Below are 24,240 nucleotides of genomic sequence, written 5' to 3' on the forward strand. Positions count from 1 at the left end.
GCATGCCGACCTCGGCGCGCCTCGGGCCGCCGCTCGGATTCGGTGCGAGGGACGGTCCCGACGAGAATGGAGCCGTGCTCGAGCCCGACCCCACCCACTCCCGCGTGATCCCCGACCCCGGGTTCGCGGGTGATGACGGGTCGGCCGCGCCCGAGCTCGCCGCGGCTCTGGCCGCCTGGCAGAGCGACCCCACGGCGTACGTCGAGGCGCTCGCGGCCCTGCAGCGCTCCCGCCTCCTGGTCCCGGTCGTCGCGGTGCTCGGCGAGGTCGAGCACGACGCCGCCGGGCTGGCCCGGGAGAAGGACAGTGACATGGCGGCGGTCCTGGTGCGAGGGGCCGACGGGCGGCTCGCCCTGCTCGCGTTCACGGCCGCCGCCCACCTCGCGGGCTGGGACCCGCAGGCGCGACCGGTGCCGGTCATGGCCCGGGTGGCCGCCCGATCGGCGCTTCAGGACGGTGCCGCGGCGCTGGTGGTCGACCTCGCCGGACCGGTGCGGTTCGTCGTCGAGGGGGAGGACCTGCGCGGCCTGGCCGAGGGGTGGACGCTGGTGCGGGTCTCCGGAGGCGCCGGTGGCTTCGCGTGGATTCGGCCCGGGCAGGAATCTTCGGCTAGCATCTAGCGTTGACCGATCAGTTACGACCCGACCGTCCGCGGCCGAGTCGCAGCAGATCTCACAAGCGGAGTCAGCAGCATCGTCTCCCACCCGCACCGACCGCCCCAGCAATGGGTCAGCTCCACAGGTCGTCGGGTCCGGTCCCGAAGGCTTGGCGTGCGGCGTGGACGTGTTCCACGGCGTGAGCCTCCCGGCCCTCGGTGGCACTCCCACTGGCGTGGGGGACGCCGCGACTGGCTTCCGCTTGCACAAGCGGAAGCCTTTCTTGATTTCGGACCTCGATCGAGGGCCGGGGCGAGCGAGGACTTCCGGTCACATGGCCACCAGGAGGACACATCAGCACCGAGCTGCGCATCAACGACAGGATCCGGGTTCCCGAGGTCCGACTCGTTGGACCCAACGGGGAGACGGTCGGCATCGTGCCGACCGACCAGGCCCTGAAGCTTGCCCAGGAGGCGGACCTCGACCTCGTCGAGATCGCGCCACAGGGCAAGCCGCCAGTCTGCAAGCTCATGGACTACGGCAAGTTCAAGTACGAGAACGCCCAGAAGGCTCGTGAGGCCCGTCGCAACCAGACGAACGTGATCATCAAGGAGATGAAGCTTCGTCCGAAGATCGACGCCCACGACTACGAGACCAAGAAGGGTCACGTCGTGCGGTTCCTGCGCGCCGGGGACAAGGTCAAGATCACGATCATGTTCCGCGGTCGCGAGCAGCACCGCCCCGAGCTGGGCTTCCGGCTGCTCCAGAAGCTGGCCGAGGACGTGACGGAGCTGGGCTTCGTCGAGTCCTCGCCGAAGCAGGACGGCCGCAACATGATCATGGTGCTCGGCCCGCACAAGAAGAAGGCTGATGCCAAGGTCGACCAGCAGGCCGAGAAGGACGCCAAGGCCGCCGAGCGCGCCGCGGCCGTGGCCGACGAGCAGGCTGAGCGCGACGCCGCCCACGCCGCCGGGCCGGTCGCACAGAAGAAGGAGCGTGGCCGCTCCGAGAACCTCGATCCCGAGATCGAGGCCTGAGACCCCGGCGGCCTGAGGGCCGCCGGAAAGACCGCGGGTGTGCGAGTCAGCCGCGAGCACGCCAGCAGGACGAGAAGAGAGAGCAGAGATGCCGAAGAACAAGACGCACTCCGGTGCCAGCAAGCGCTTCAAGGTGACCGGTTCCGGCAAGATCCTTCGCGAGAAGGCCGGCAAGCGGCACAACCTCGAGAAGAAGGCCTCCAAGGTCACCCGGCGGATGACCGGCACCGTCGAGGTCGCCAAGGCCGACGTCCCGCGCGCGAAGAAGATGCTCGGTCTCTGACCGACCCCGCCCTTCGGTGGTCGAGCCTGTCGAGACCCCCGCACCCGAGAAGATTTTCAGCAACAAGGAGTAAATCGTGGCACGCGTCAAGCGGGCGGTAAACGCCCAGAAGAAGCGCCGGACAACCCTCGAGCGCGCCAGCGGCTACCGCGGCCAGCGCTCGCGGCTGTACCGCAAGGCCAAGGAGCAGGTCACCCACTCCCTGGTCTACAGCTACAACGACCGGCGCAAGAACAAGGGCAACTTCCGCAAGCTGTGGATCCAGCGGATCAACGCTGCTGCCCGCGCGCAGGGGATGACCTACAACCGCTTCATCCAGGGCTTGAACCTGGCCGGCATCGAGGTCGACCGCAAGATCCTGGCCGAGCTGGCCGTCAACGACGTGGCGGCGTTCAACGTCCTCGTCGAGGCCGCCAAGGCCGCGCTGCCCGAGGACGTCAACGCGCCCAAGGTCTCGGCCTGACGCACGACGCCCCCCTGACGGCGGGCGCTCCCCTGACCGTGGGGAACGCTCGCGTCAAGGAGACCCGGAAGCTCAGCCGCCGCTCGGAACGCTCCGAGCGGCGGCTCTTCCTTGCCGACGGCCCGAAGGCCGTCGAGGGCGCCCTCGAGGTGCCCGGCTGCGTCGTCGAGGTCTTCGCCACCGTCGCCGCCACCGAGCAGTACGCCGCGCTCGCGGCGGTCGTCCCGCAGTGGACGCTGGTCGACGACCGCGCGCTCGCGTCGCTCAGCGACAGCGTCAGCCCGGCCGGCGTGGTCGGGCTCTGCCGCTTCCTCGACCGTCCGGTCGAGCACGTGGTCGACGCCACCCGCCTGGTCGCGATCTGCGCCGACGTGCGCGACCCGGGCAACGCCGGCACCGTGATCCGGTGCGCCGACGCGGCCGGCGCCGACGGGGTCGTGTTCGCCGGTCGGTCGGTCGACGCGTACAACCCCAAGACCGTCCGGGCCAGCGTCGGCAGCCTCTTCCACCTCCCGGTGGGGATCGAGCCCGACCCGGCCGCGGCCGTGCGGGCCGCCCGGGCCGCGGGGCTGCAGGTGCTGGCCGCCGACGGCGCCGGCGAGGTGGATCTCGACCACGCCGAGCCCCTGCTCGGCGCCCCGACGGCGTGGCTCTTCGGCAACGAGGCCTGGGGTCTCCCCGCCGAGCTGGCCGACCTCGCCGACCACCGTGTCCGGATCCCCATCCACGGTCGTGCGGAGAGCCTCAACCTCTCGACCGCGGCGGCGCTCTGCCTCTACGCCTCGGCGCGGGTCCAGCGTCGCTGACCGTCCTCGCCCGTAGGGTGGGCGACGTGCCACCAGCCCAGCTCGACCTGCTCGCCGACGGGGTCGTGCTCGCCGACCACGCCGGCATCGTGACCGCCCTCAACACCGTCGCCGCGACCTGGCTGGGCGTGGATCCGACAGCCAGCGTCGGCCGGCCGCTCGCCGACGTCCTGGCGCTGCAGGACCACGACGGTCGTGACTGGTGCTCGCTGAACTGTCCGTACGACGGGCTGCCCACCCGCTCGGCCGTGCCCGAGCAGGCGTGGCTGCTGCCCGACGGCACCGAGGTGCTGGTCGTCGCCCGGATCCACCGCCCCGCGCTCGACCAGCCCGTCGACAGCGTCGCGGTGAGCCTGCGCTCGGGGCGGGGCCGGGCCCGCCTCGACCGCGAGCGCTCCGACCTGGTGGCGACCGTGGCCCACGAGCTGCGCTCGCCGCTCACCGGCGTCAAGGGCTTCGTCCAGGCGCTGCTCAACCGCTGGGACAAGCTCAACGACGACCAGAAGAAGCTGATGCTGACCACCGTCAGCGCTGACTCCGACCGGCTCAGCCGCCTCATCGCCGAGCTCCTCGACGTCGCCCGCATCGACACCGGTCGTCTCCAGCTCTACCCGCGACCCTCCGACGCGGCCGTGCTCGTGCAGCGGGTGGTCGACTCGGTCGTGGCGGGGACCAGTCGCCCGATCGAGCTGACGGTCGCGGACGGGCTGCCGGAGGTCACGGTCGACCCCGACAAGTTCGCCCAGGTGGTGACCAACCTCGTCGAGAACGCCGTACGCCACGGGTCCGGCGCGGTCCGCGTGGAGCTCAGCCCGACCGGCGAGCCCGAGGTCTCCGGGCTCCGCCTCCGCGTCGAGGACGACGGCGAGGGCATCTCGCCGGAGCTGCGCCGACGGGTCTTCACCAAGTTCTGGAAGGGCGGCGTGACCGGTGGCTCCGGCCTCGGCCTCTACCTGGTCAACGGGCTGGTCAAGGCGCACGGCGGCACGGTCGCGATCGGGGAGGCCGACAGCGGTGGCGCCCGGATCGACGTCGAGCTGCCCGCCAGTCCGGACTGACGTCAGGCCTCGCGGGCCGGCACGTGGTAGAGCCTGCCCTCCTGCGCCTTGACGGTGGCGACCAGCACGAAGCTCATCGTGACCAGCAGCGCCCACGCGCCGATCTTCGCGGCGTGCACCGGCTGCCAGGACTGCTCCTGCCCCGGGTACTGCCACGCCTCGAGGTACGTCGCGGCGTTCTCGGCCAGCCAGAGGAAGAGTCCGATCAGCGCGAACGACAGCGCCAGCGGCATCCGGTAGCGGACGTCGCCGACCGTGAAGTGCACCATCGAGCGGCGCAGCACCACCAGGCCGAGCAGGGCGAGCGCCACTCTCAGGTCGAGGATCCAGTGGTGGGTGAAGAAGTTCGCGTAGATGCCCGCCGCGACCAGGGCGGTCGCGATCGCCGGGTAGCGGGTCACGCGCAGGTCGAAGCGCCGCCACGCCTGGCAGAGGTAGGACCCGACCGCGGCGTACATGAACCCGGCGAAGAGCGGGACCCCGGCGACCTTGGTGACCGCCTCGCCGGGGTACGACCAGGACCCGACGTGCACCTTGAAGAGCTCCAGCCCCAGGCCGAGGAGGTGGAAGGCGCAGATCACCAGCACCTCGCGCCAGCTCTCCAGCCCGCACGCCCAGAAGCCCAGCGTCACGACGACGCACCAGAGGAGCAGGGCGTCGTACGTCGTGATCGGCAGCGGGACGACGTACGCCACCAGCAGACCGGCGAACACCGCGGCCGCGAACACGCACGACTGGAGCTCGAGCCACGCGAAGCGCGCCAGCTGCGCCGTGCCGCGGCCGGCGACCCGGACCACCGCGGGTGCCGAGATCGCCGACGTGGTCATCCGGTCAGGGTAGGCGCCGCCGGAACCGGTTCGCCGCCGGAGGCGCGGCGTCCCTAGACTCGGGCCTGAGATTCACGACGAGTGGGACGAGAGAGCTGCCGTGTCCGGTCCGAACACCGATTACGACCCTGTGGAGGTCACCCCGTTGAAGCCGGAGGAGGTCGAGGCGTCCCGTGACGCAGCGCTCGCTGCGATCGCGGCTGCGACCGATCTCGCCGAGCTGAAGCAGGTGCGGATCGACCACACGGGGGACCGGTCCCCGCTCGCGCTGGCCAACCGCGAGATCGGCGCCCTGCCGCCGCAGGCGCGCAAGGAGGCCGGCCAGCGCATCGGCCAGGCCCGCGGCGCGGTCAACCAGGCCCTCGGCCGCCGCCAGGCGGTGCTCGAGGCCGAGCACGAGGAGCGGATGCTCGTCGAGGAGACCGTCGACGTCACGCTGCCGACCGACCGCATCCCCACCGGCGCCCGGCACCCGCTGACCACCGGCGCCGAGCTGATCGCCGACATCTTCGTCGCGATGGGCTGGGAGGTGGCCGAGGGACCGGTCATCGAGGCGGAGTGGCTGAACTTCGACGCGCTCAACCTCGGGCCGGACCACCCGGCCCGCACCATGCAGGACACGTTCTGGACCGAGCCGCCCGAGAACCACCTCGTGCTGCGCACCCACACCTCCCCGGTGCAGGCGCGCACGATGCTCTCGCGCACGCCCCCGATCTACGTCGTCTGCCCCGGTCGCGTCTTCCGCACCGACGAGTACGACGCCACCCACAGCCCGGTCTTCCACCAGGTCGAGGGCCTGGCGATCGACGAGGGCATCACGATGGCCAACCTCAAGGGCACCCTCGACCACTTCGCCGCCGCCATGTTCGGCGAGGGCATCAGCACGCGGTTCCGCCCGTCGTACTTCCCGTTCACCGAGCCGAGCGCCGAGGTCGACCTGGTCTGCTTCGTCTGCCGCGGCGCCGGCGTGCTCGACGGCGCCACCTGTCGCACCTGCCGCGGCGAGGGGTGGATCGAGTGGGGCGGCTGCGGCGTCGTGAACCCGCGCGTCCTGACCGCTTGCGGCATCGACTCCGAGCGCTACACCGGCTTCGCCTTCGGCATGGGCATCGACCGCACCCTGATGTTCCGCCACGGGATCGAGGACCTGCGCGAGCTCTTCGAGGGCGACATCCGCTTCACCACTGCTTTCGGAACGGAACTCTGATCACATGAAGGCCCCAGTCTCCTGGATCCGGGAGTACGTCGACCTCCCCGACGGCGTCACCACCGAGGACCTTGCCGCCCGGCTCACCGCGCTCGGGCTCAAGCTCGAGGCCATCGAGAAGCCCGGCGACCAGATCACCGGCCCTCTCGTGGTCGGCCGGGTGCTCACGATGCAGCCCGAGCCGCAGAAGAACGGCAAGACGATCAACTGGTGCACGGTCGACGTCGGTGACGCCAACGGCACCGGCGAGCCGCAGGGCATCGTCTGCGGCGCCCACAACTTCGCGCCCGGCGACCACGTCGTCGTGATCCTGCCCGGCGGCATCCTGCCGGGGAACTTCGAGATCTCCGCGCGCAAGACCTACGGCCACCTGTCGGCCGGCATGATCTGCTCGGCCCGCGAGCTCGGCCTCGGCGAGGACCACGACGGCATCATCGTCCTCCCCGAGGGCGCCGGCGCCCCCGGGGACAGCGCCTTCGCGGTGCTCGGTCTCGACGACGAGGTCATCGAGTTCGAGATCAACCCGGACCGCGCCTACGCGCTGTCGTTGCGCGGCGTCGCCCGCGAGGCGGCCCTGGCGTACGACGCGCCGTACCGCGACCCGGCCGATCGCCCGGTGCCGGAGCCGAACGCCGACGGCCACCCGGTCCAGATCGACGACCCGGCCGGCTGCCCGGTCTTCGTGGCGCGCACGGTGCGCGGCTTCGACCCGGCCGCCACGTCGCCCGACTGGATGGTCCGCCGGCTCACCCAGGCCGGGATGCGCCCGATCTCGCTCGCCGTCGACGTCACCAACTACGTGATGCTCGAGATCGGCCGGCCGATCCACGGGTACGACGCCGACAAGATCGCCGGCCCCATCCGGGTCCGCCGCGCCGCCGACGGCGAGCGGCTGACGACGCTCGACGGCGTCGACCGCCCGCTCTCGACCGAGGACCTGGTCGTCACCGACGACTCCGGCATCATCGGCCTCGGCGGCGTGATGGGCGGCGAGACCACCGAGATGTCGTCGACCACGACATCGGTGCTCGTCGAGGCGGCCCACTGGGACGCCACGTCGATGTTCCGCACCGGCAAGCGCCACAAGCTCACCTCCGAGGCCGGCAAGCGCAACGAGCGCGGCGTCGACCCGGTCGTCACCCAGGCCGCGGCCGACCGGGTGGTGGAGCTGCTCACGACGTACGGCGGCGGCACGGCGGATGCCGGTGTCACCGTCGTGGGGACGCCGCCGGTGGCCACCGCGATCGCGATGCCCGACGACCTCCCCGCCCGGGTCTCCGGCATCGACATCTCGCGGGAGACCGCGCGCCAGCACCTGCTGGCCGTCGGCTGCGAGCTCGCCGACGACGGCTACCTCCCGCCGCCGTGGCGCCCGGACCTGACCGACCCCTACGACCTGGTCGAGGAGGTCGTGCGGGTCGTCGGCTACGACCAGGTCCCGTCGGTGCTGCCCCGCGAGGCCGCGGGCCGTGGTCTCACCCGCGAGCAGCGGCTGCGCCGTCGTGTGGGTCGCCTGCTGGCCGGTGCGGGCTGCGTCGAGGTGATCAGCTTCCCGTTCATCGGCGACGCCGCGCTCGATGCCCTGGGCCTGCCCGCCGACGACGTGCTGCGCAGCACCGTCAAGCTGGCGAACCCGCTGTCGAGCGAGGACCCGTCGTACACGACCACCCTGCTGCCCGGCCTGCTGAAGGCCGCCGCGCGCAACCTGGGTCGGGGCGCGACCGGGGTGTCGCTCTTCGAGACCGGCACCGTGGCCTTCCCGGTCGACCGCGGTCCGGCGCCGATCTACGGCGTCGACTGGCGCCCGAGCGACGACGAGCTCGCCAAGCTCTTCGAGGCGCTCCCGGAGCAGCCGCTGCACCTCGCCGTCGTGCTGGCCGGTGAGCGCGAGCGTGCCGGCTGGTGGGGCGCCGGTCGTGAGGCCGGCTGGTCGGACGCCATCGGCATCGTGCGCCGGCTCGGCACCGAGCTGGGGGTCGACGTCGAGGTCGTCTCGGCCTCCCGTGCGCCCTGGCACCCCGGCCGCTGCGCGCGGGTCCTCGTCGACGGGACCGAGCTCGGTCACGCCGGTGAGCTGCACCCGAAGGTGTGCCAGGAGTTCGGCCTGCCGCCGCGCAGCGCCGCGGTCGAGCTTGACCTCGACCTCCTGATGCGCCGCGCGCGCGACGTGACGCCGGGCCCGGAGTTCTCGACGTACCCGCTGGCGAAGGAGGACGTCGCCCTCGTGGTCGACGTCGCCGTCACCACCGCTGCCGTGGAGGCCGCACTGCGCGAGGGCGCGGGGGAGCTGCTCGAGTCGATCCGGCTGTTCGACCTCTTCACCGGCGACCAGGTCGGCGACGGGCGCAAGTCGCTGGCGTTCGCCCTGCGGTTCCGGGCACCCGACCGCACCCTGACCGAGGAGGAGACGACGGCCGCGCGCGACGCGGCCGTCGCGCTCGCCGCCGAGCGGACCGGTGCCGTCCAGCGGAGCTGACGACAGCGCCGGCAGGGGTCCGGCGCTGACGCTGCTCCCCGACGTGCGCTGGCACGGTGCCCCGGTGACGGGCGAGCGCACCCGGACCCTGCTCGCGGTGCTCGCGGCGACCCCCGACGAGGGTGTCAGCGAGGGACGCCTGATCGAGGAGCTGTGGGGCGAGGCCGGCGTGCCGGCCAATCCCACGAAGGCGCTGCAGGTCGTCGTCTCGCGGGCGCGCACGGCCACGAGCGCGGACGCGGTCGCACGGACGCCGAACGGCTACCGGCTGGGCACGTCCGACACGGACCTGGCTGACCTGCGTGAACGGCACACCCGGGCCGCCGACGCCGAGCGCGCCGGCGACTGGCAGGGCGTCGTGGCCGCGGCCCGCACCGTCGCCGAGCTCACCATCTCCGAGGCGGGCGAGGGCCGGCTGCACGAGCTGCGACTCAACGCCCTGGCGGTGCGAGCGGCCACCCGCGACCTGCTCGGCCGTGGTCTCTCGGCGCTCGGGCACCACGACGAGGCGCTCGAGATCCTGGAGGCGAGCGAGCCCACGGAGCGCAACGTCCTCGCCCTGCTGCGCAGCGAGGCGACCGTGCGCGGCGTGCCCGCCGCACTCGCGCGCTACGAGCAGATCCGCGAGCGGTACGCCGACGAGCTTGGCGTCGATCCGGGCCCGGAGCTCCAGACGATGTACGCCGAGCTCCTCGCGCGGGACCGGCCGGTGCGCGAGGGTCTGCTGTACGAGGCCTCGCGCCTGATCGGACGCGACGGCGACGTCGCGGCGCTGGCCGAGACCATCCGCACGTCGCGGGTCACCTCGATCGTCGGGCCCGGGGGACTGGGCAAGACCCGGTTGGCCCACCTGATGGGCCGCCTGGCCGAGCAGCCGGTGGTGCACTTCGTCGAGCTCGCCGGCGTCACCTCGCCGGACGGCGTCGCGGTGGAGGTCGGCGATGTGCTGGGGGTGCGCGAGGCCGCGACCGGACGGCTCGCGGCGGCGGCCCGCCGTACGGACCTGCTCGGTCGGATCATCGACCAGGTCGGCACCACGTCGGCGCTGCTGATCCTGGACAACTGCGAGCACCTCGTCGACGCCGTCGCCGAGCTGGTCCAGGTGCTGGTGACCCGGACGCCGGGGCTGCGGGTGCTCACGACCACCCGCGCCCCGCTCGGCATCGCAGCGGAGCGGGTCTACCAGCTCCCCCAGCTCGGGCTCGACGACGCGGTCGAGCTCTTCGTCGAGCGGGCCTCGGCGGCCCGGCCCGGTGCCCGTCTGGAGCCGGGGGAGGTGCGCTCGCTCGTTGCGCGCCTGGACGGCCTCCCGCTGGCGGTCGAGCTGGCGGCCGCCAAGGTCCGCGCGATGTCCGTCGCCGAGATCGAGCGTCGGCTCGAGGACAGGTTCGCCCTGCTGCGCGGTGGCTCGCGCGAGGCGCCGGAGCGGCACCAGACCCTGATCGCCGTCATCGACTGGAGCTGGAACCTGCTCGACGACGACGAGCGCCGCGCGCTGCGTCGACTCTCGATCTTCCGCGACGGCTTCTCGCTCGACGCCGCCGACGCGGTGGTCGACGGCGACGCGCTCGGGGCGGTCTCCAACCTGGTGGACCAGTCGCTCGTGACCGTCAGCGAGGGCGCAGGAGATCTCCGCTACCGGCTGCTCGAGACCGTGCGGGAGTTCGGCCAGGTGCAGCTGGTCGACGCGGGCGACGACACGGACACGCGCGAGCGCCTGCGCGCGTGGGGGATCGACCTGTGCCGTCGCGCGTGGGACGACCTCTTCGGCCCGCAGCAGGTCGCGACCATGACCGCGATCCGGGTCGAGGAGGGCAACCTGGTCGACCTGCTGCGCCGCTGCCTGCGCGACTCCGACGCGGGCGCCGTCATCCCGCTGATGGCGTGCCTCTCGGACTTCTGGACCGTCGAGGGCAGCCACCTCAAGGTCGTCGCGCTGGCCCGGGAGGTGGAGGAGGTCGTCGCGAGCGCCGCGGTGAGCGAGGACCTGGTGCCGGCTCTGCGCGCGACGCTCTCCGCGATTGCCTTCAACTCGATGATCTTCTCGGAGCACGGCACCGAGCAGGCGCTCGCCCGGCTCGAGAGCCTGCCAGAGGGCGACGGTGAGACGCGGGCGGAGGCGCAGACGATGGTGCTCCTGACCGCCCGGCTGGGGACCGCCCGCGGCGACGTGGACGCGCTCGATCGGCTGTGCGAGCACCCTCGCGCACACGTCCGGCAGCTCGCCCTCCAGTGGGCGAGCCAGTACTACGAGAACACCGGGGACCTCGCCGAGGCGCGGCTCCGCGCCGAGCGGTCGCTCGAGCTGGTCGACGACCGGGACGGGCCGTGGACCGGTGCGTTGGTGCGGTCGCAGCTGGCCGGCCTCACGATGCAGGCGGGCCAGCTCGACCAGGCCCTCGGGTTCGCCACCCAGGCCATCCCGGTCATGGAGGCGCTCGGCGCCACCGAGGACGTCGCCCAGCTCCAGGCGGTGCTGGCGATGTCGGCGATCCAGGACGGCCGGTTCGCCGACGCCGCCCGGATCTTCGACCAGATCGACGACGACGACGGCAACGGGGTCTTCGGCTCCGCCGTCATCGTGCGGAGCGGTCGACCCGAGCTCGACCTGGCCGCCGGCCGCATCGAGGAGGGGCTGCGCGGCTACCGCGACGCCGTCCGCGAGCTGAACGGCCGACGGATGCCCGGCACCGGGTTCGGGGTCGGCTACGAGCCGTGGGTGCTCTTCCCGAGCGCGGCGGCCCTGTCCGCGCACGTCCGGCACGGGCGGTTCGACGAGGCGGCGCCCCTCCGGGCCGACCTGCTCGCCCGGGCCCCGAGGGCGCTCGGCGACGGGACCGGCTTCCTCGACTACCCGGTCGTCGGCGCGTTGGTCTTCGCGCTCGCGGAGTGGGAGCTCGTCACGGCGACGGAGCCTGCCGCGATCCGGCACGCCGTACGCCTGCTCGTCTGCGCCGACGCCTTCGGCTACAACCGGCAGCTGCCCAGTCTCAGCTGGGCGCCGGCCGAGGCGATGGCCGAGGCCGCCCTGCCCGGCGAGGTCGAGCGGGTTCGCGCCGACCTCGGAGACGTGAAGGCGATCGAGCTCCGCGAGGAGGTCCTGCGACTCGTCACGGCGCTCGATCGCTGACGAGCGTCACGCGACCGCCCGTGCTCGCCGGGAGCGAGCGAGCCCGCTCCCGGCGGCTCGATCACATCTTGCGGGAGTAGGACCTCACCGAGAGCGGCAGGAAGACCGCCACGATGACCGCGCAGCCGAGCAGTGCCCAGCCGACGTTGGCGGTCACCATGCCGTCGTTCATGAGGTCGCGGACCGCCGAGATCACCAGGGAGACCGGGTTGACCTTGACGAAGGCCTCGAGCCAGCCCGGCAGTGTGTCGGCCGGCACGAAGGCGTTCGACAGAAAGGTCAGCGGGAACATGATCATCATCGAGATGCCCTGCACGGCCTGGGCGCTGCGCGCCCGGGTCCCGAGGTAGGTGAAGATCCACGCGAGTGACCACCCGGCGATGATCGTGAGCAGCCACCCGGCGAGCACGCCGGGGACGCCGCCACCGGGCCGGTAGCCCATGAGCAGCCCGGTGAGGATCGTCAGGGTCGCGGCGGTGGCGTAGCGCGCCAGGTCGGCGATGGCCGGCCCGACCAGCGGCGCGATCCGGGCGATCGGCAGCGACTTGAACCGGTCGAAGACGCCCTTGTCCATGTCCTCGCGGAGCTGGATGCCGGTGGCCATGGACGCGGTCAGCGCCGTCTGGGCGAGGATGCCGGTGATCACGATCGGCAGGTACTCCTGGACGCTGCCGGAGATCGCGCCGCCGAAGATGTAGGCGAACATCGCGGTGAACAGCAACGGCTGGAGCGTGACGTCGAACCACTGCTCGGGGTTGCGGCGCATCTTCTTGAGCGCTCGCCACGCCATCGCCAGGCTCTGGTCGAGGGTGTCGCGCAGCGACGGGCGGGTGACGACCGTGCGGTCGAGCACCTGGGTCGTCTCGTGGTCGGGAAGCAGGGTGGTGCTCATCGGGAGGCCTCCATCTGGGGCTCGTGGGTCTCGTCCTCGGCGGAGTGGCCGGTGATGGCCATGAAGACCTCGTCGAGGGTGGGCTTCTGGACGGTCGCGGACGCGATCGAGAGGCCCGACTGCCGCAGCGCGATGAGCACGTCGGCGGCCTGGTTGGCGTCGGTGAGCGCCGCGTTCATCCCCCCGGCCTCGGGCGTCAGGACCGGCGCCTCGCCGAGGACACGGCGCACGACGTCGGCGGCGCCCACCGTCTCGTCCGGGTCGGACATCCGCAGCTGGAGGGTGGAGCTGCCCACGGAGGTCTTCAGCTCGTCGGGCGTGCCCTCGGCGACCTTGATGCCGCGATCGATGACCGCGATCCGGTCGGCGAGCTGGTCGGCCTCGTCGAGGTACTGCGTCGTGAGCAGCACCGTGCTGCCGTCGCGGATCAGCTCGCGGATGGTCTCCCACATCTGCCCGCGGGTGCGGGGGTCGAGGCCGGTGGTCGGCTCGTCGAGGAAGATCAGCGGAGGCTGGGAGATCAGGCTCGCGGCCAGGTCGAGGCGGCGGCGCATGCCGCCGGAGAAGGTCTTGATCTGCTTGTCGCGGGCCTCCGCCAGGCCGAAGCGCTCGAGGAGGTCTTTCGCGATGACCTTGGCCCTCGCGGACGACAGGCCCTGCAGGCGTCCGAAGAGCCAGAGGTTCTCCGAGCCGGTGAGGTTCTCGTCGACCGATGCGTACTGCCCGGTCACGCCGACGAGCTGGCGGATCATGTGGGGGTGTCGACGGACGTCGACACCGAAGATGCTGGCCTCTCCGCCGTCCATCGGCAGGAGGGTGGCCAGCATCTTGAGGGTCGTGGTCTTGCCGGCGCCGTTGGGGCCGAGCACGCCGAAGACCTCGCCGCGACGGACCTCGAGGTCGATCCCGTCGACCGCGCGGAAGTCGTCGAACGTCTTGACGAGCCCGGAGGCCGCGACGGCCAGGTCGGTGTCAGGTACTGGTGTCATGGCGCCAGCATGGGCCTCGTCGGTTTCGTGCCGCCTTCACTCCGGTTTCACGGTCCCGGGCACCCGAGCCCCTGGGGCCCGGGCACCCGGAGCAGCCGGTCAGGCAGGCGGCAGCGGCAGCGTCGCGACCTGCATGAAGTGGTCCGAGGCGATGAGGGACTTGCTGGTGTAGTACAGGTTGCGGTAGCTGCAGGAGCCCTTCACCGAGCCGAGCGTCATGATGTAGTCGCGACGCAGCGGGGTGGGCTTGAGCGGGAACTTGTACTGGTTCGTCGTCGGGAACTTCGCGCCGCTGAGCTTCGTGGTGGCGAAGGCGTCGTAGAAGCCGGCCTTGAGTAGCGCACGCTGCACGTTGTTGTACGGCCGGTTGTTGATCGTGGAGTTCATGTCACCGGCCACGATGACCTGGTTGCCGTACGTCGCGCGCAGCTGCTTGGCCTTGCTGATCACCTTGGAGATCTCGCGGCCGCGGACCTTGACGTCGGAGGGTGCGTCGCCGAGGTCGAGGTGGTTGGAGGTGAAGACGAACGGCGCCTGGCCGGTCGCCTGCAGGCGCACCCACGGGAGCATCGAGTCCTTCGGGGCCCCCGCGTCGGGGATCCGGAGGAGGCCCTCGTTGAGCTTGGTGAACCTGTTGGCGTCGAAGAAGATCCGGGTCCCGCCCAGCGAGTGGGTGAAGGGCTTGTAGAAGTCGTCGCTCATGGCGGGGACCCAGTTGGCGGCCGGGTCCGCGACGTTCAGTGCCTTGACGATCCACTCACGCTGGGTGATGTTGCCGAAGCCCTGGTCGACCTGGCCGCTCGCCTCCTGGACCGCGACCACGTGCGCACCGCTGCGCTTGATCTCCGAGATGACGTGCTTGCGCCGCAGGTTCCAGCTGAAGGCACCCTTGATCGGGTCAGCGGTCCACGTGCGGACGTTGAAGGTGCCGACGGTCACCCGGTTCTTCGTGGCTGCCGTGCAGGGGGTGCCGATCGGGGCCTGGATCCACTTCGTCGGGCTGGAGCCGACCGTCCCGTCCTTGCGGTAGACGGTGAGCTTGACGAAGGAGTAGTTGCCCGAGCTCGTGTACGTGCCGGCGGCGCGGGGCACGATCAGCGCCTGCCTCTTGCGGCCGACCCGGTAGGACTTCGTCTCGACGTCCAGCTGGCGGTTGACGCCGACCTTCACGACGTACCGCTTGACGTACTTGCCCGGGCGCACCCACGACACCCGCAGACGGCCGTCCTTGAGCGTGGCGAGGCTCAGCTTCAGGTACTCGGCCCCGTTGGGGTAGCTGCCCGACGCGACGCCGGTCGGGTTCGGGACCCGGCGCTCCGACGCGCCTGGGGCGACCGGGCGGGCGTCTGCCGGGGCGGCGACGAGGACGCCGCCGAGCAGGACGCCCGCAACGATGGCCTGGGCGGCGCGGATGACGGGAGATGCGGGCATCGAGAACTCCAAGATCGTGCTGCGGTCGTGGGGGTGTGCACCAGACCGGTGGCACGTACGCCGATTTTACGGGAGAGAACCCAATCGGGGGGCCGCTTTCGCAAGACCCGGGGCGCGCTCAGTCGATCGGCTGGTTGACCGCGACGCGGAACCGGTCGTAGACGCCACGGTCTCCGGTGACGACCACCTGGCTGTCGTCCCCGCGCCGCCACAGCCAGGCGTCGAGCTCGGCGGACGGTCCGCTCACGACCGCGTCGGCGTCCCCGCCCGGAGCCGGCACCACCCGGATGTCCTCGACGTCGTGCTGCTCACCGCTCGGGTCGGTGCCGGTGAAGCGGCCGATCTGCACCCACAGTGACTCGTCGCGGTCGGTGATCTCCACCCGGACGTGGTGGGGGAGCGGCGCGAAGCTCCCCCAGGGTGGCGCGCCGCCGAACATCACGTCCAAGCACTCGTCGACCCCGTCGGCGGCCAGCTCGGGGTCCAGCGGCGTCACCCGGCCGGCGGTCTGCTCGGCGTCGAGGCGGTGGATCAGCGCCTCGTGCGCCTGGCGTCGGAAGGTGAAGCCGACCGTCTGCTCGCCGGACCACGTCCACGCGTGCTCGCCCGGGTCCGCGGCGTCGAGCGCCGCCACCAGCCGGGCGGCCTGCTGCTCGTGGAAGGCCAGACGGTCGGCGTACGACGCGGGCGGGCTCGGCTCCTCCAGCTCGTCGGGACCCTCGGGCCGCCGCTCGATGATCGTGGCCCAGAACTCCAGGACCCCGCCGTGGTGCCCGAGCAGGTCGCTCGCGGTCCACTCGGGACAGCCCGGGACCCGCGCGAGGGGGTCGCAGTCGACCAGCACCGCGCGCAGTCGCGCGGACTCGGTCTCGAGGTGTCGTCGGTAGTCGTCGAAGTGAAGTCTCGCCATGGCCAGCAAGGTAGCGACGAGACCCGACGCGTCGCACCCGAATAGACCACCGGGTAAATGAACATGCAACGCTGTGTATAGTCATGCACATGAGTGGAAGGACCGTCGCTGTCGCCGGAGCCAGCGGGTACGCCGGGGGCGAGCTCCTCCGCCTGCTGCTGGGCCATCCCGAGGTCGAGATCGGTGCCCTCACCGGGGCCTCGAACGCCGGTCAGCCGCTCGGGGTGCTGCAGCCGCACCTGGTGCCGCTCGCGGACAGGGTGCTCGCCGAGACGACGATCGAAACCCTCTCGGGGCACGACGTGGTGTTCCTGGCGCTGCCGCACGGCCAGTCGGGAGCTGTCGCCGCCCAGCTGGGGGAGCACACGGTCGTGATCGACTGTGGGGCCGACTTCCGGCTCGCCGATCCCGCCGCCTGGACCAGGTTCTACGGCGGCGAGCACGCCGGCACCTGGCCGTACGGCCTGCCCGAGCTCCCCGGGCAGCGCGACCTGCTGCGGGGCGCGACCCGGGTCGCCGTCCCCGGCTGCTACCCGACGATCTCCAGCCTCAGCCTCGCCCCGGCGATCGCCGCCGGCATCGTCGAGCCCGACGTCACGGTCGTGGCCGCGTCGGGCACCAGCGGCGCCGGCAAGGCCGCCAAGGCGCACCTGCTGGGCAGCGAGGTCATGGGCAACGCCAGCGCGTACGGCGTCGGCGGGGTCCATCGGCACACGCCGGAGATCACCCAGAACCTCTCCGCGCTCGTCGACGGCACGGTGGCGGTGAGCTTCACCCCGCTCCTGGTGCCGATGTCGCGCGGCATCCTGGCGACCTGCTCGGCCAGGATCGTCGGCGACGTCAGCGCGGACGAGGCCTACGACGTCTACGCGAAGGCGTACGCCGACGAGCCGTTCATCCACCTGCTCCCACCGGGCCAGTGGCCCCAGACCAAGTCGGTGACCGGCTCCAACGCCGTCCACCTGCAGGTCACGGTCGACGAGGACGCGCGACGAATGATCGCCGTCGGTGCCGTGGACAACCTGTCCAAGGGCACCGCCGGCGCTGCCGTCCAGTGCATGAACCTCGCGCTCGGCCTCGACGAAGGCCTGGGCCTCACGACAGTAGGAATCGCTCCGTGACCATCACCCATCCCGCAGGCTTCCGGGCCGCCGGCGTCGCTGCCGGTCTCAAGTCCTCCGGTGCCAAGGACGTCGCGCTCGTCGTCAACGACGGCCCGACCTTCGACTCCGCCAGCGTCTTCACCGCCAACCGCTGCAAGGCCAACCCGGTCCTGTGGAGCCAGGAGGTCGTCAAGGACGGCACCGTCCGCGCCGTCTTCCTCAACTCCGGCGGAGCCAACTGCTACACCGGCCCCGAAGGCTTCCAGACCACCCACGCGGTCGCGGAGACCGTCGCCTCCAGGCTCGGCATCGGCGCGCTCGACGTCGTCGTCTGCTCGACCGGCCTGATCGGCCTCGTCAACGACCGCGACCAGGTGCTCGCCGGCGCGAGCGCGGCGTACGACGTGCTCGACGCCGACGGCGGCCAGCAGGCTGCCGAGGCCATCATGACGACGGACACGGTGAGCAAGCAGGTCGTCGTCGAGGGCGCGGGCTGGTCCGTCGGCGGGATGGCCAAGGGCGCCGGCATGCTGGCCCCACAGCTCGCGACCATGCTGGTCGTGATCACCACCGACGCCGTCGTCCCCGCGGCCGACCTCGACACCGCGCTCCGGGCGGCGACGCGGGTCACCTTCGACCGCCTCGACTCCGACGGCTGCATGTCGACCAACGACACGGTCACCGTGCTGGCCAGCGGCGCGAGCGGCATCACGCCGTCGCTGCCGGACTTCACCGACGCGCTCACCCAGGCCTGCACCGACCTCGCGATGCAGCTGCTGCGCGACGCGGAGGGCGCCGACCACGAGATCGCGATCACGGTGCTCAACGCCGCCACCGAGGACGAGGCCGTCGAGGCCGCTCGCAGCGTGGCCCGCTCGAACCTCTTCAAGGCGGCCGTCTTCGGCAACGACCCCAACTGGGGCCGTGTCCTGGCCAGCCTCGGCACGACGGACGCGCGGTTCGACCCCGCCGACCTCGACGTGGCGATGAACGGCGTCTGGGTGTGCCGGAGCTCGACGCCGCACGCCGATCCGACCACCGTCGACCTCACCTCCCGCGAGGTGAGCGTGACCATCGACCTCAAGGCCGGCCCCGAGCGGGCGACGGTCTGGACCAACGACCTCACGCACGCCTACGTCCACGAGAACAGCGCGTACTCCTCATGAACGACTCCAGCTCCGGCCAGTTCGACACCAGCAAGCCCGACCGGGCGAAGGCCCGCACCCTCGCCGGCGCCCTGCCGTGGCTGAAGCGCTACCACGGCAAGATCGTGGTGGTGAAGTACGGCGGCAACGCCATGACCGACGACACCCTCAAGCGCGCCTTCGCGGAGGACATCGCGTTCCTGCGCTTCGCCGGCTTCAAGCCCGTCGTCGTCCATGGCGGCGGCCCGCAGATCTCGACGATGCTCGACCGGCTCGGCATCGAGTCGGAGTTCCGGGGCGGCCTGCGGGTCACCACGCCCCAGGCGATGGAGGTGGTGCGCATGGTGCTGGTCGGCCAGGTGCAGCGCGAGCTCGTCGGGATGATCAACGAGCACGGCCCGCTCGCGGTCGGGTGCTCCGGCGAGGACGCGGGGCTCTTCACCGCCGAGCCGACCGGCGCGGTCGTCGACGGCGAGGAGGTGGATCTCGGCCTGGTCGGCGAGGTGGCCCGGGTGCGTCCCGAGTCCGTCCTCGACCTGATCGATGCCGGCCGCATCCCGGTCGTCTCGAGCGTCGCCCCCGACGTCAACGGGGTCATCCACAACGTCAACGCCGACTCGGCCGCCGCGTCGCTCGCGGTGGCCCTCAAGGCCGAGAAGCTGCTCGTGCTCACCGACGTCGAGGGGCTCTACCTCGACTGGCCCAGCTCCGACGACGTGATCGGCGAGATCAGTCCGGAGTCGCTGAGCGAGATCATCCCCACGCTCGCGAGCGGGATGGTGCCGAAGATGGGCGCGTGCCTGCTCGCCGTGCAGAACGGCGTACCGCGGGCCACCGTGGTCGACGGCCGCGAGCCCCACGCCGTCCTGCTCGAGCTGTTCACCAACGAGGGCGTCGGCACCCAGGTGCTGCCCGGCGTCGAGACCAAGACCCGGAAGGCCAGGGACTCCCAGTGACCACCACCGACGCCGACTACGGCTCGCGGTACGCCGCGAGCGTCATGAACACCTTCGGTCCGCCGAAGCTCGTCCTCGTCCGCGGTGAGGGCGCCCACGTGTGGGACGTCGACGGCCGCGAGTACGTCGACCTCCTCGGGGGCATCGCCGTCAACGCGCTCGGCCACGGCCACCCCGCGCTGGTCGAGGCCGTCACCACCCAGCTCGGCACGCTCGGGCACATCTCCAACTTCTTCACCAGCCGCCCCCAGGTCGAGCTCGCCGAGCGGCTGCTCGAGCTGCTCGGCGGGCAGCCGGGAGATGGCAAGGTCTTCTTCACCAACTCCGGCACCGAGGCCAACGAGGCCGCGTTCAAGCTGACCCGCCGCACCGGTCGCACCGAGATCGTGGTCGCCGAGGGCAGCTTCCACGGCCGCACGATGGGATCGCTCGCGCTGACCTCCAAGGAGGCCTACCGCACGCCGTTCGAGCCGCTGCCCGGTGACGTCACGTTCGTCCCGTACGGCGACGCCGACGCGCTCGCCGCCGCGGTCACCGACCGCACCGCCGCCGTCCTGCTCGAGCCGATCCAGGGCGAGGCCGGCGTCGTCGTGCCCCCCGAGGGCTACCTCGCGGCCGCCCGAGCGGTCGCCGACGAGCACGGTGCGCTGCTGTGGCTCGACGAGGTCCAGTCCGGGATGGGCCGCACCGGCCGGTGGTTCGCCCACGACCCCGCCGTGCGCCCCGACATCGTCACCGTCGCCAAGGGGCTCGGCGGCGGCTTCCCGATCGGCGCCTGCATCGGCCTGGGTGACGCCGGGACCCTGCTCGAGCCCGGCAACCACGGCACCACCTTCGGGGGCAACCCGGTCGCGTGCGCCGCCGCTCTCGCCGTGATCCGCACCATCGAGGAGGAAGGCCTGCTCGAGCACGCGACCGTCCTGGGGCAGAAGCTCCGCGACGGGCTCGCCGCCGACCCGCGGGTCGCCGAGGTCCGGGGCGAGGGGCTGTTCGTCGGTCTCGACCTGGTCGCCGACGTCTCGGCCGAGGTCGCAGCGGCAGCGTTGAGGGCCGGCTTCATCGTCAACAACGCGACGCCGCGGCGCATCCGGCTCGCGCCGCCCCTCGTGCTCAGCCAGGACGATGCCAGCGCCTTCCTGGCCGCCTGGCCCGGCATCCTCGACGAGGCGATGCCCGACGCGAGCGGAGAGCAGGCATGAGGCACTTCCTCGCGGACGACGACCTCAGCCCCGCGGAGCAGGCCCAGGTGCTCGCCCTCGCGGCGGAGCTCAAGCACGCGCCGTACGACGCCAAGCCGCTCGCCGGGCCGCGCACCGTCGCGATGATCTTCGACAAGCAGACGCTGCGCACCCAGTCGTCCTTCGCCGCGGGCATCGCCGAGCTCGGCGGGTTCCCCATGCTGGTCGACGGCGCGCTCGCCGGCATCGGCGTGCGGGAGTCCGTCCACGACGTCGCCCGCGTGCTCGGTCGCCAGGCGTCGATGATCGTGTGGCGGACCTACGCCCAGGGCAACCTCGAGGAGATGGCCGCACACTCCGGTGTCCCCGTGGTCAACGCGCTCACCGACGACTTCCACCCCTGCCAGCTCCTCGCGGACCTGCAGACCATCCAGGAGCACAAGCAGCAGCTGGCCGGGCTGACGGTCGCGTTCGTCGGCGACGGGGCCTGCAACATGGGCAACTCCTGGCTCCTCGCGGGTGCGACCGCCGGCATGCACGTCCGGATCAGCTCGCCCGAGGGATACGCGCCGTCCGCCGCGATGGTCCAGCGGGCGGCCGCGATCGCCGCCACCAGCGGGGGCTCCGCCGCGCTGGTGTCCGACCCGGTCGCGGCGGTCACGGGCGCCGACGTCGTCGTCACCGACACCTGGATCTCGATGGGCAAGGAGGACGAGGCGGCAGCCCGCGCCGCGGTCTTCGCGCCGTACTCCCTGACGGTCGAGCTCTTCGAGCACGCCAAGCCGGACGCGATCGCGATGCACTGCCTGCCCGCCTACCGCGGCAAGGAGATCGACGCCGAGGTCATCGACGGTCCGCAGAGCGTCGTGTGGGACGAGGCCGAGAACCGCCGCCACGCCCAGAAGGCGATCCTCACGTTCCTGGCCGAGGACCTGCGATGAACACCGCCCTGCGGCCGACGACCAAGAACGCCCGGCACCAGCACATCGTCGAGATCGTCACGCAGCACGAGGTGCGCTCGCAGGGCGAGCTCGCCGAGCTCCTGGCCGAGAGCGGACTGCGCGTCACCCAGGCCACCCTGTCGCGTGACCTCGTCGAGCTCGACGCCGTCAAGGTCCGCTCGCCGTCCGGCGGGCTGGTCTACGCCGTCCCGGCCGAGGGCGGCGACCGACGACCCGCGGCGCCGGGGGAGACCGCGGCAGCCGCGGCCCGCCTGGCGCGCCTGTGCGGCGAGCTGCTCGTCAGCGCCGACGCCAGCGCCAACCTGGTGGTCCTGCGCACCCCTCCCGGTGCCGCCCAGTTCCTGGCCTCGGCCTTCGACAAGGCAGAGTTCCCCGACATCCTCGGCACCATCGCCGGGGACGACACCGTCCTCGTGATCGGCCGGGACCCGAGCGGTGGCGACGACCTCGCCCGCCGGTTCCTGGCCCTCGCCGACACCCATCACCAGAAGGAAGACACCCCGTGAGCAAGGTCCTGACCTCCCTCCCCGTCGGCCAGCGCGTCGGCATCGCGTTCTCAGGGGGACTCGACACCTCGGTCGCCGTGGCCTGGATGCGCGCGAAGGGCGCGATCCCGTGCACCTACACCGCCGACATCGGGCAGTACGACGAGCCCGACATCAGCGGCGTGCCTGACCGGGCCTTCCAGTACGGCGCGGAGATCGCCCGCGCCGTCGACTGCCGCCGGCCCCTGGTCGAGGAAGGGCTGGCCGCGATCGCGTGCGGCGCGTTCCACATCCGCTCCGGAGCGCGCATCTACTTCAACACCACCCCGCTCGGCCGGGCCGTCACCGGCACCTCGCTGGTGCGGGCCATGCACGAGGACGGCGTCGACATCTGGGGCGACGGCTCGACGTTCAAGGGCAACGACATCGAGCGCTTCTACCGCTACGGCCTGCTCGCCAACCCCGACCTGCGCATCTACAAGCCGTGGCTCGACGCCGACTTCGTCACCGAGCTCGGCGGCCGCCACGAGATGAGCCAGTGGCTGGTCGACAACGACCTGCCCTACCGCGACAGCCAGGAGAAGGCGTACTCCACCGACGCCAACATCTGGGGCGCCACCCACGAGGCCAAGACCCTCGAGCACCTCGACGTCTCGCTGGAGACCGTCGAGCCGATCATGGGCGTGAAGTTCTGGGACCCCAGCGTGCTGATCGAGACCGAGGACGTCACCGTCCGCTTCGAGCAGGGCCGCCCCGTCGCGATCAACGGCCTCCGGTACGACGACCCGGTCGCCCTGGTCCACGAGGCCAACGTGATCGGGGGCCGCCACGGCCTCGGCATGTCCGACCAGATCGAGAACCGGATCATCGAGGCGAAGTCGCGCGGCATCTACGAGGCTCCGGCGATGGCGCTGCTGTGGACGGCGTACGAGCGGCTGCTCAACGCCGTCCACAACGAGGACACCATCGCCAACTACCACGCCCAGGGCCGTCAGCTCGGCCGGCTGCTGTACGAGGGCCGGTGGCTGGACCCGCAGGCGCTGATGATCCGGGAGTCGATCCAGCGCTGGATCGCGTCGCTCGTCACCGGCGAGGTCACGCTCCGGCTGCGTCGCGGCGAGGACTACACCGTGCTGCGCACCGACGGTCCGGCGTTCTCCTACCACCCCGACAAGCTGTCGATGGAGCGCACCGACAACGCCGCCTTCGGTCCCACCGACCGGATCGGCCAGCTGACCATGCGCAACCTCGACATCGCCGACTCCCGCGCCAAGCTCGAGCTCTACGCGTCCCAGCCGCTCGACCAGGGCCAGGTCCTCGTCGAGAACGGCACGCTCTTCGGCGTGATCGAGTCCGGCGGCGCGGACCGGATCGCCCGCAACCCGGCCGCCGAGGGCGGCGCGGGCGAGGAGGAGGCGCTCGACTACGCCGCGATGGAGTTCGGGACCGACTGATGCCCCGTCCGATCCGCAAGCGCACGACCGGGAGGGTGCTGCCCGTCAATGCTGCCGGCGAGGTGCTGCTGCTGCACGGCTGGGACCCGGCCAAGCCGGCGAAGACCTACTGGTTCAGCATCGGCGGCGAGGTCGAGCACGGCGAGTTCCACGTCGAGGCGGCCGCCCGGGAGATGCGGGTGGGTCTCGGCATCAGCGTCCGCGCCGCCGACCTGACCGCTCCGATCGCGCACGACGTCGTCGAGTTCGACTTCGGGATGTGGCACCTCGTGCAGGACCAGACGTACTTCGCGACCCGGCTCGACGACCTGACGGGGCTGAGCTTCGACGCTCAGGAGGGCCTGGAGCGCGGCACCATCGACGAAGCGGCATGGTGGACCCCGGACGCGCTGGACGCGGACGGCACGGCCGCCAACGACCAGCTCACCCAGCACATGCGGACCGCGGTCCGCGCCATCCTCGGAGAGGCCCAGGAGAAGGCATGAGCACCACCAACACCGGCAAGCTCTGGGGCGGCCGCTTCGCGGGCGGTCCCTCGCCCGAGCTCGACGCGCTCTCGCGCTCGACCCACTTCGACTGGCGCCTGACGCCGTACGACCTCGCCGGCTCGCGGGCGCACGCCAACGCGCTGCACCGCGCCGGGCTGCTCACCGACGCCGACCATGCCGAGCTGGTCCGCGGCCTCGACGTGCTGGGGGAGCGGTACGCCGCCGGCGACCTGCTGCCGGACCCCTCCGACGAGGACGTCCACGGCGCGCTCGAGCGCCTCCTGGTCGACGAGGTCGGCGCCGACGTGGGTGGCCGGATACGCGCCGGTCGCAGCCGCAACGACCAGATCGCCACCCTGTTCAA

The 24,240-nt window shown here is 71.9% G+C and carries 23 protein-coding genes (1 of these 23 running past the window's edge); 18 read left to right on the forward strand and 5 right to left on the reverse strand.

Annotation, left to right across the window (positions count from 1 at the left end; all coding sequences use genetic code 11):
- The first annotated feature begins 74 nt into the window (after window positions 1-74).
- The 6 genes from N542_RS0119265 (at window position 75) to N542_RS25670 (ending at window position 4,243) form a co-directional block, all read left to right on the forward strand.
- Window positions 75-620 (forward strand): SseB family protein, encoded by a 546-nt coding sequence (locus N542_RS0119265; protein WP_028645330.1) that lies wholly within the window; start codon window positions 75-77, stop codon window positions 618-620.
- Window positions 621-895: 275 nt separating this feature from the next.
- Window positions 896-1,633, forward strand: coding sequence for a translation initiation factor IF-3 (gene infC / locus N542_RS0119270; RefSeq protein WP_081795344.1), 738 nt, complete (start codon window positions 896-898; stop codon window positions 1,631-1,633).
- A gap of 88 nt (window positions 1,634-1,721) precedes the next feature.
- Window positions 1,722-1,916, forward strand: a complete 195-nt coding sequence (gene rpmI / locus N542_RS0119275) for a 50S ribosomal protein L35 (protein WP_028645332.1) — start codon at window positions 1,722-1,724, stop codon at window positions 1,914-1,916.
- Window positions 1,917-1,992: 76 nt separating this feature from the next.
- Window positions 1,993-2,379, forward strand: a complete 387-nt coding sequence (rplT, locus tag N542_RS0119280; protein WP_028645333.1) for a 50S ribosomal protein L20 — start codon at window positions 1,993-1,995, stop codon at window positions 2,377-2,379.
- Between the two features lie 38 nt (window positions 2,380-2,417).
- Window positions 2,418-3,185, forward strand: a complete 768-nt coding sequence (locus N542_RS0119285; protein ID WP_028645334.1) for a TrmH family RNA methyltransferase — start codon at window positions 2,418-2,420, stop codon at window positions 3,183-3,185.
- A 26-nt stretch (window positions 3,186-3,211) separates the two neighbouring features.
- Window positions 3,212-4,243, forward strand: coding sequence for a sensor histidine kinase (locus N542_RS25670; RefSeq protein WP_036508943.1), 1,032 nt, complete (start codon window positions 3,212-3,214; stop codon window positions 4,241-4,243).
- 2 nt (window positions 4,244-4,245) lie between these two features.
- Here the strand turns inward: N542_RS25670 and N542_RS25675 are convergent, their stop codons facing one another.
- A complete protein-coding gene (locus N542_RS25675) occupies window positions 4,246-5,070 on the reverse strand; it encodes a DUF817 domain-containing protein (protein ID WP_036508765.1) in 825 nt (274 codons plus the stop codon).
- A 100-nt stretch (window positions 5,071-5,170) separates the two neighbouring features.
- Between N542_RS25675 and pheS the strand changes: the two genes are divergently transcribed.
- Genes pheS through N542_RS25680 form a run of 3 tightly spaced genes read left to right on the forward strand, consistent with a single transcriptional unit; the run spans window position 5,171 to window position 11,883 of the window.
- A complete protein-coding gene (gene pheS / locus N542_RS0119300) occupies window positions 5,171-6,277 on the forward strand; it encodes a phenylalanine--tRNA ligase subunit alpha (RefSeq protein WP_028645335.1) in 1,107 nt (368 codons plus the stop codon).
- Window positions 6,278-6,281: 4 nt separating this feature from the next.
- On the forward strand, window positions 6,282-8,753 hold the full coding sequence (pheT, locus tag N542_RS0119305; RefSeq protein WP_028645336.1) for a phenylalanine--tRNA ligase subunit beta: 2,472 nt from the start codon (window positions 6,282-6,284) through the stop codon (window positions 8,751-8,753).
- On the forward strand, window positions 8,734-11,883 hold the full coding sequence (locus N542_RS25680) for an AAA family ATPase (protein WP_051552067.1): 3,150 nt from the start codon (window positions 8,734-8,736) through the stop codon (window positions 11,881-11,883). The genes pheT and N542_RS25680 overlap by 20 nt, the downstream gene beginning before the upstream one ends.
- A 61-nt stretch (window positions 11,884-11,944) precedes the next feature.
- Here the strand turns inward: N542_RS25680 and N542_RS0119315 are convergent, their stop codons facing one another.
- The 4 genes from N542_RS0119315 to N542_RS0119330 form a co-directional block, all read right to left on the reverse strand.
- Window positions 11,945-12,775 (reverse strand): ABC transporter permease, encoded by an 831-nt coding sequence (locus N542_RS0119315; RefSeq protein ID WP_028645337.1) that lies wholly within the window; start codon window positions 12,773-12,775, stop codon window positions 11,945-11,947.
- Complete coding sequence (locus N542_RS0119320; protein WP_028645338.1) at window positions 12,772-13,764, reverse strand: daunorubicin resistance protein DrrA family ABC transporter ATP-binding protein; 993 nt, start codon at window positions 13,762-13,764, stop codon at window positions 12,772-12,774. The genes N542_RS0119315 and N542_RS0119320 overlap by 4 nt, the downstream gene beginning before the upstream one ends.
- A 99-nt stretch (window positions 13,765-13,863) precedes the next feature.
- Window positions 13,864-15,195 carry an endonuclease/exonuclease/phosphatase family protein gene (locus N542_RS0119325; RefSeq protein WP_155993225.1) on the reverse strand — a complete coding sequence of 444 codons (1,332 nt, stop codon included), beginning with the start codon at window positions 15,193-15,195 and terminating at the stop codon, window positions 13,864-13,866.
- A 118-nt stretch (window positions 15,196-15,313) separates the two neighbouring features.
- Window positions 15,314-16,105, reverse strand: a complete 792-nt coding sequence (locus tag N542_RS0119330) for a maleylpyruvate isomerase family mycothiol-dependent enzyme (protein WP_028645340.1) — start codon at window positions 16,103-16,105, stop codon at window positions 15,314-15,316.
- Between the two features lie 83 nt (window positions 16,106-16,188).
- Between N542_RS0119330 and argC the strand changes: the two genes are divergently transcribed.
- The 9 genes in view from argC to argH are tightly spaced (each overlapping or abutting the next) and all read left to right on the forward strand, a layout consistent with a single transcriptional unit that may run on beyond the window.
- Window positions 16,189-17,226, forward strand: coding sequence for an N-acetyl-gamma-glutamyl-phosphate reductase (gene argC, locus N542_RS0119335; protein WP_231482769.1), 1,038 nt, complete (start codon window positions 16,189-16,191; stop codon window positions 17,224-17,226).
- Window positions 17,223-18,374: a bifunctional glutamate N-acetyltransferase/amino-acid acetyltransferase ArgJ gene (gene argJ / locus N542_RS0119340; protein ID WP_028645342.1), complete on the forward strand. Its 1,152-nt coding sequence runs from the start codon at window positions 17,223-17,225 to the stop codon at window positions 18,372-18,374. Before argC ends, argJ begins: the two co-directional genes overlap by 4 nt.
- Complete coding sequence (gene argB, locus N542_RS0119345) at window positions 18,371-19,309, forward strand: acetylglutamate kinase (protein WP_028645343.1); 939 nt, start codon at window positions 18,371-18,373, stop codon at window positions 19,307-19,309. The genes argJ and argB overlap by 4 nt, the downstream gene beginning before the upstream one ends.
- Entirely contained in the window at window positions 19,306-20,508 is a 1,203-nt protein-coding gene (locus N542_RS25685; protein WP_036508772.1) for an acetylornithine transaminase, read from the forward strand. The genes argB and N542_RS25685 overlap by 4 nt, the downstream gene beginning before the upstream one ends.
- A complete protein-coding gene (argF, locus tag N542_RS0119355) occupies window positions 20,505-21,428 on the forward strand; it encodes an ornithine carbamoyltransferase (RefSeq protein ID WP_028645344.1) in 924 nt (307 codons plus the stop codon). Before N542_RS25685 ends, argF begins: the two co-directional genes overlap by 4 nt.
- Window positions 21,425-21,955, forward strand: coding sequence for an arginine repressor (locus tag N542_RS0119360; RefSeq protein ID WP_028645345.1), 531 nt, complete (start codon window positions 21,425-21,427; stop codon window positions 21,953-21,955). Before argF ends, N542_RS0119360 begins: the two co-directional genes overlap by 4 nt.
- Window positions 21,952-23,388 (forward strand): argininosuccinate synthase, encoded by a 1,437-nt coding sequence (gene argG / locus N542_RS0119365; protein WP_028645346.1) that lies wholly within the window; start codon window positions 21,952-21,954, stop codon window positions 23,386-23,388. The genes N542_RS0119360 and argG overlap by 4 nt, the downstream gene beginning before the upstream one ends.
- Window positions 23,388-23,873 (forward strand): NUDIX hydrolase, encoded by a 486-nt coding sequence (locus N542_RS0119370; protein ID WP_028645347.1) that lies wholly within the window; start codon window positions 23,388-23,390, stop codon window positions 23,871-23,873. Before argG ends, N542_RS0119370 begins: the two co-directional genes overlap by 1 nt.
- On the forward strand, window positions 23,870-24,240 hold the start of the coding sequence (gene argH / locus N542_RS0119375) for an argininosuccinate lyase (protein WP_028645348.1). The gene runs 1,045 nt beyond the window's last position; only the first 371 of its 1,416 coding nucleotides appear in the window; the start codon lies at window positions 23,870-23,872; the stop codon falls past the right edge of the window. The genes N542_RS0119370 and argH overlap by 4 nt, the downstream gene beginning before the upstream one ends.

It is taken from the genome of Nocardioides sp. URHA0020 (assembly GCF_000620705.1).
GTDB lineage: Bacteria > Actinomycetota > Actinomycetes > Propionibacteriales > Nocardioidaceae > Nocardioides.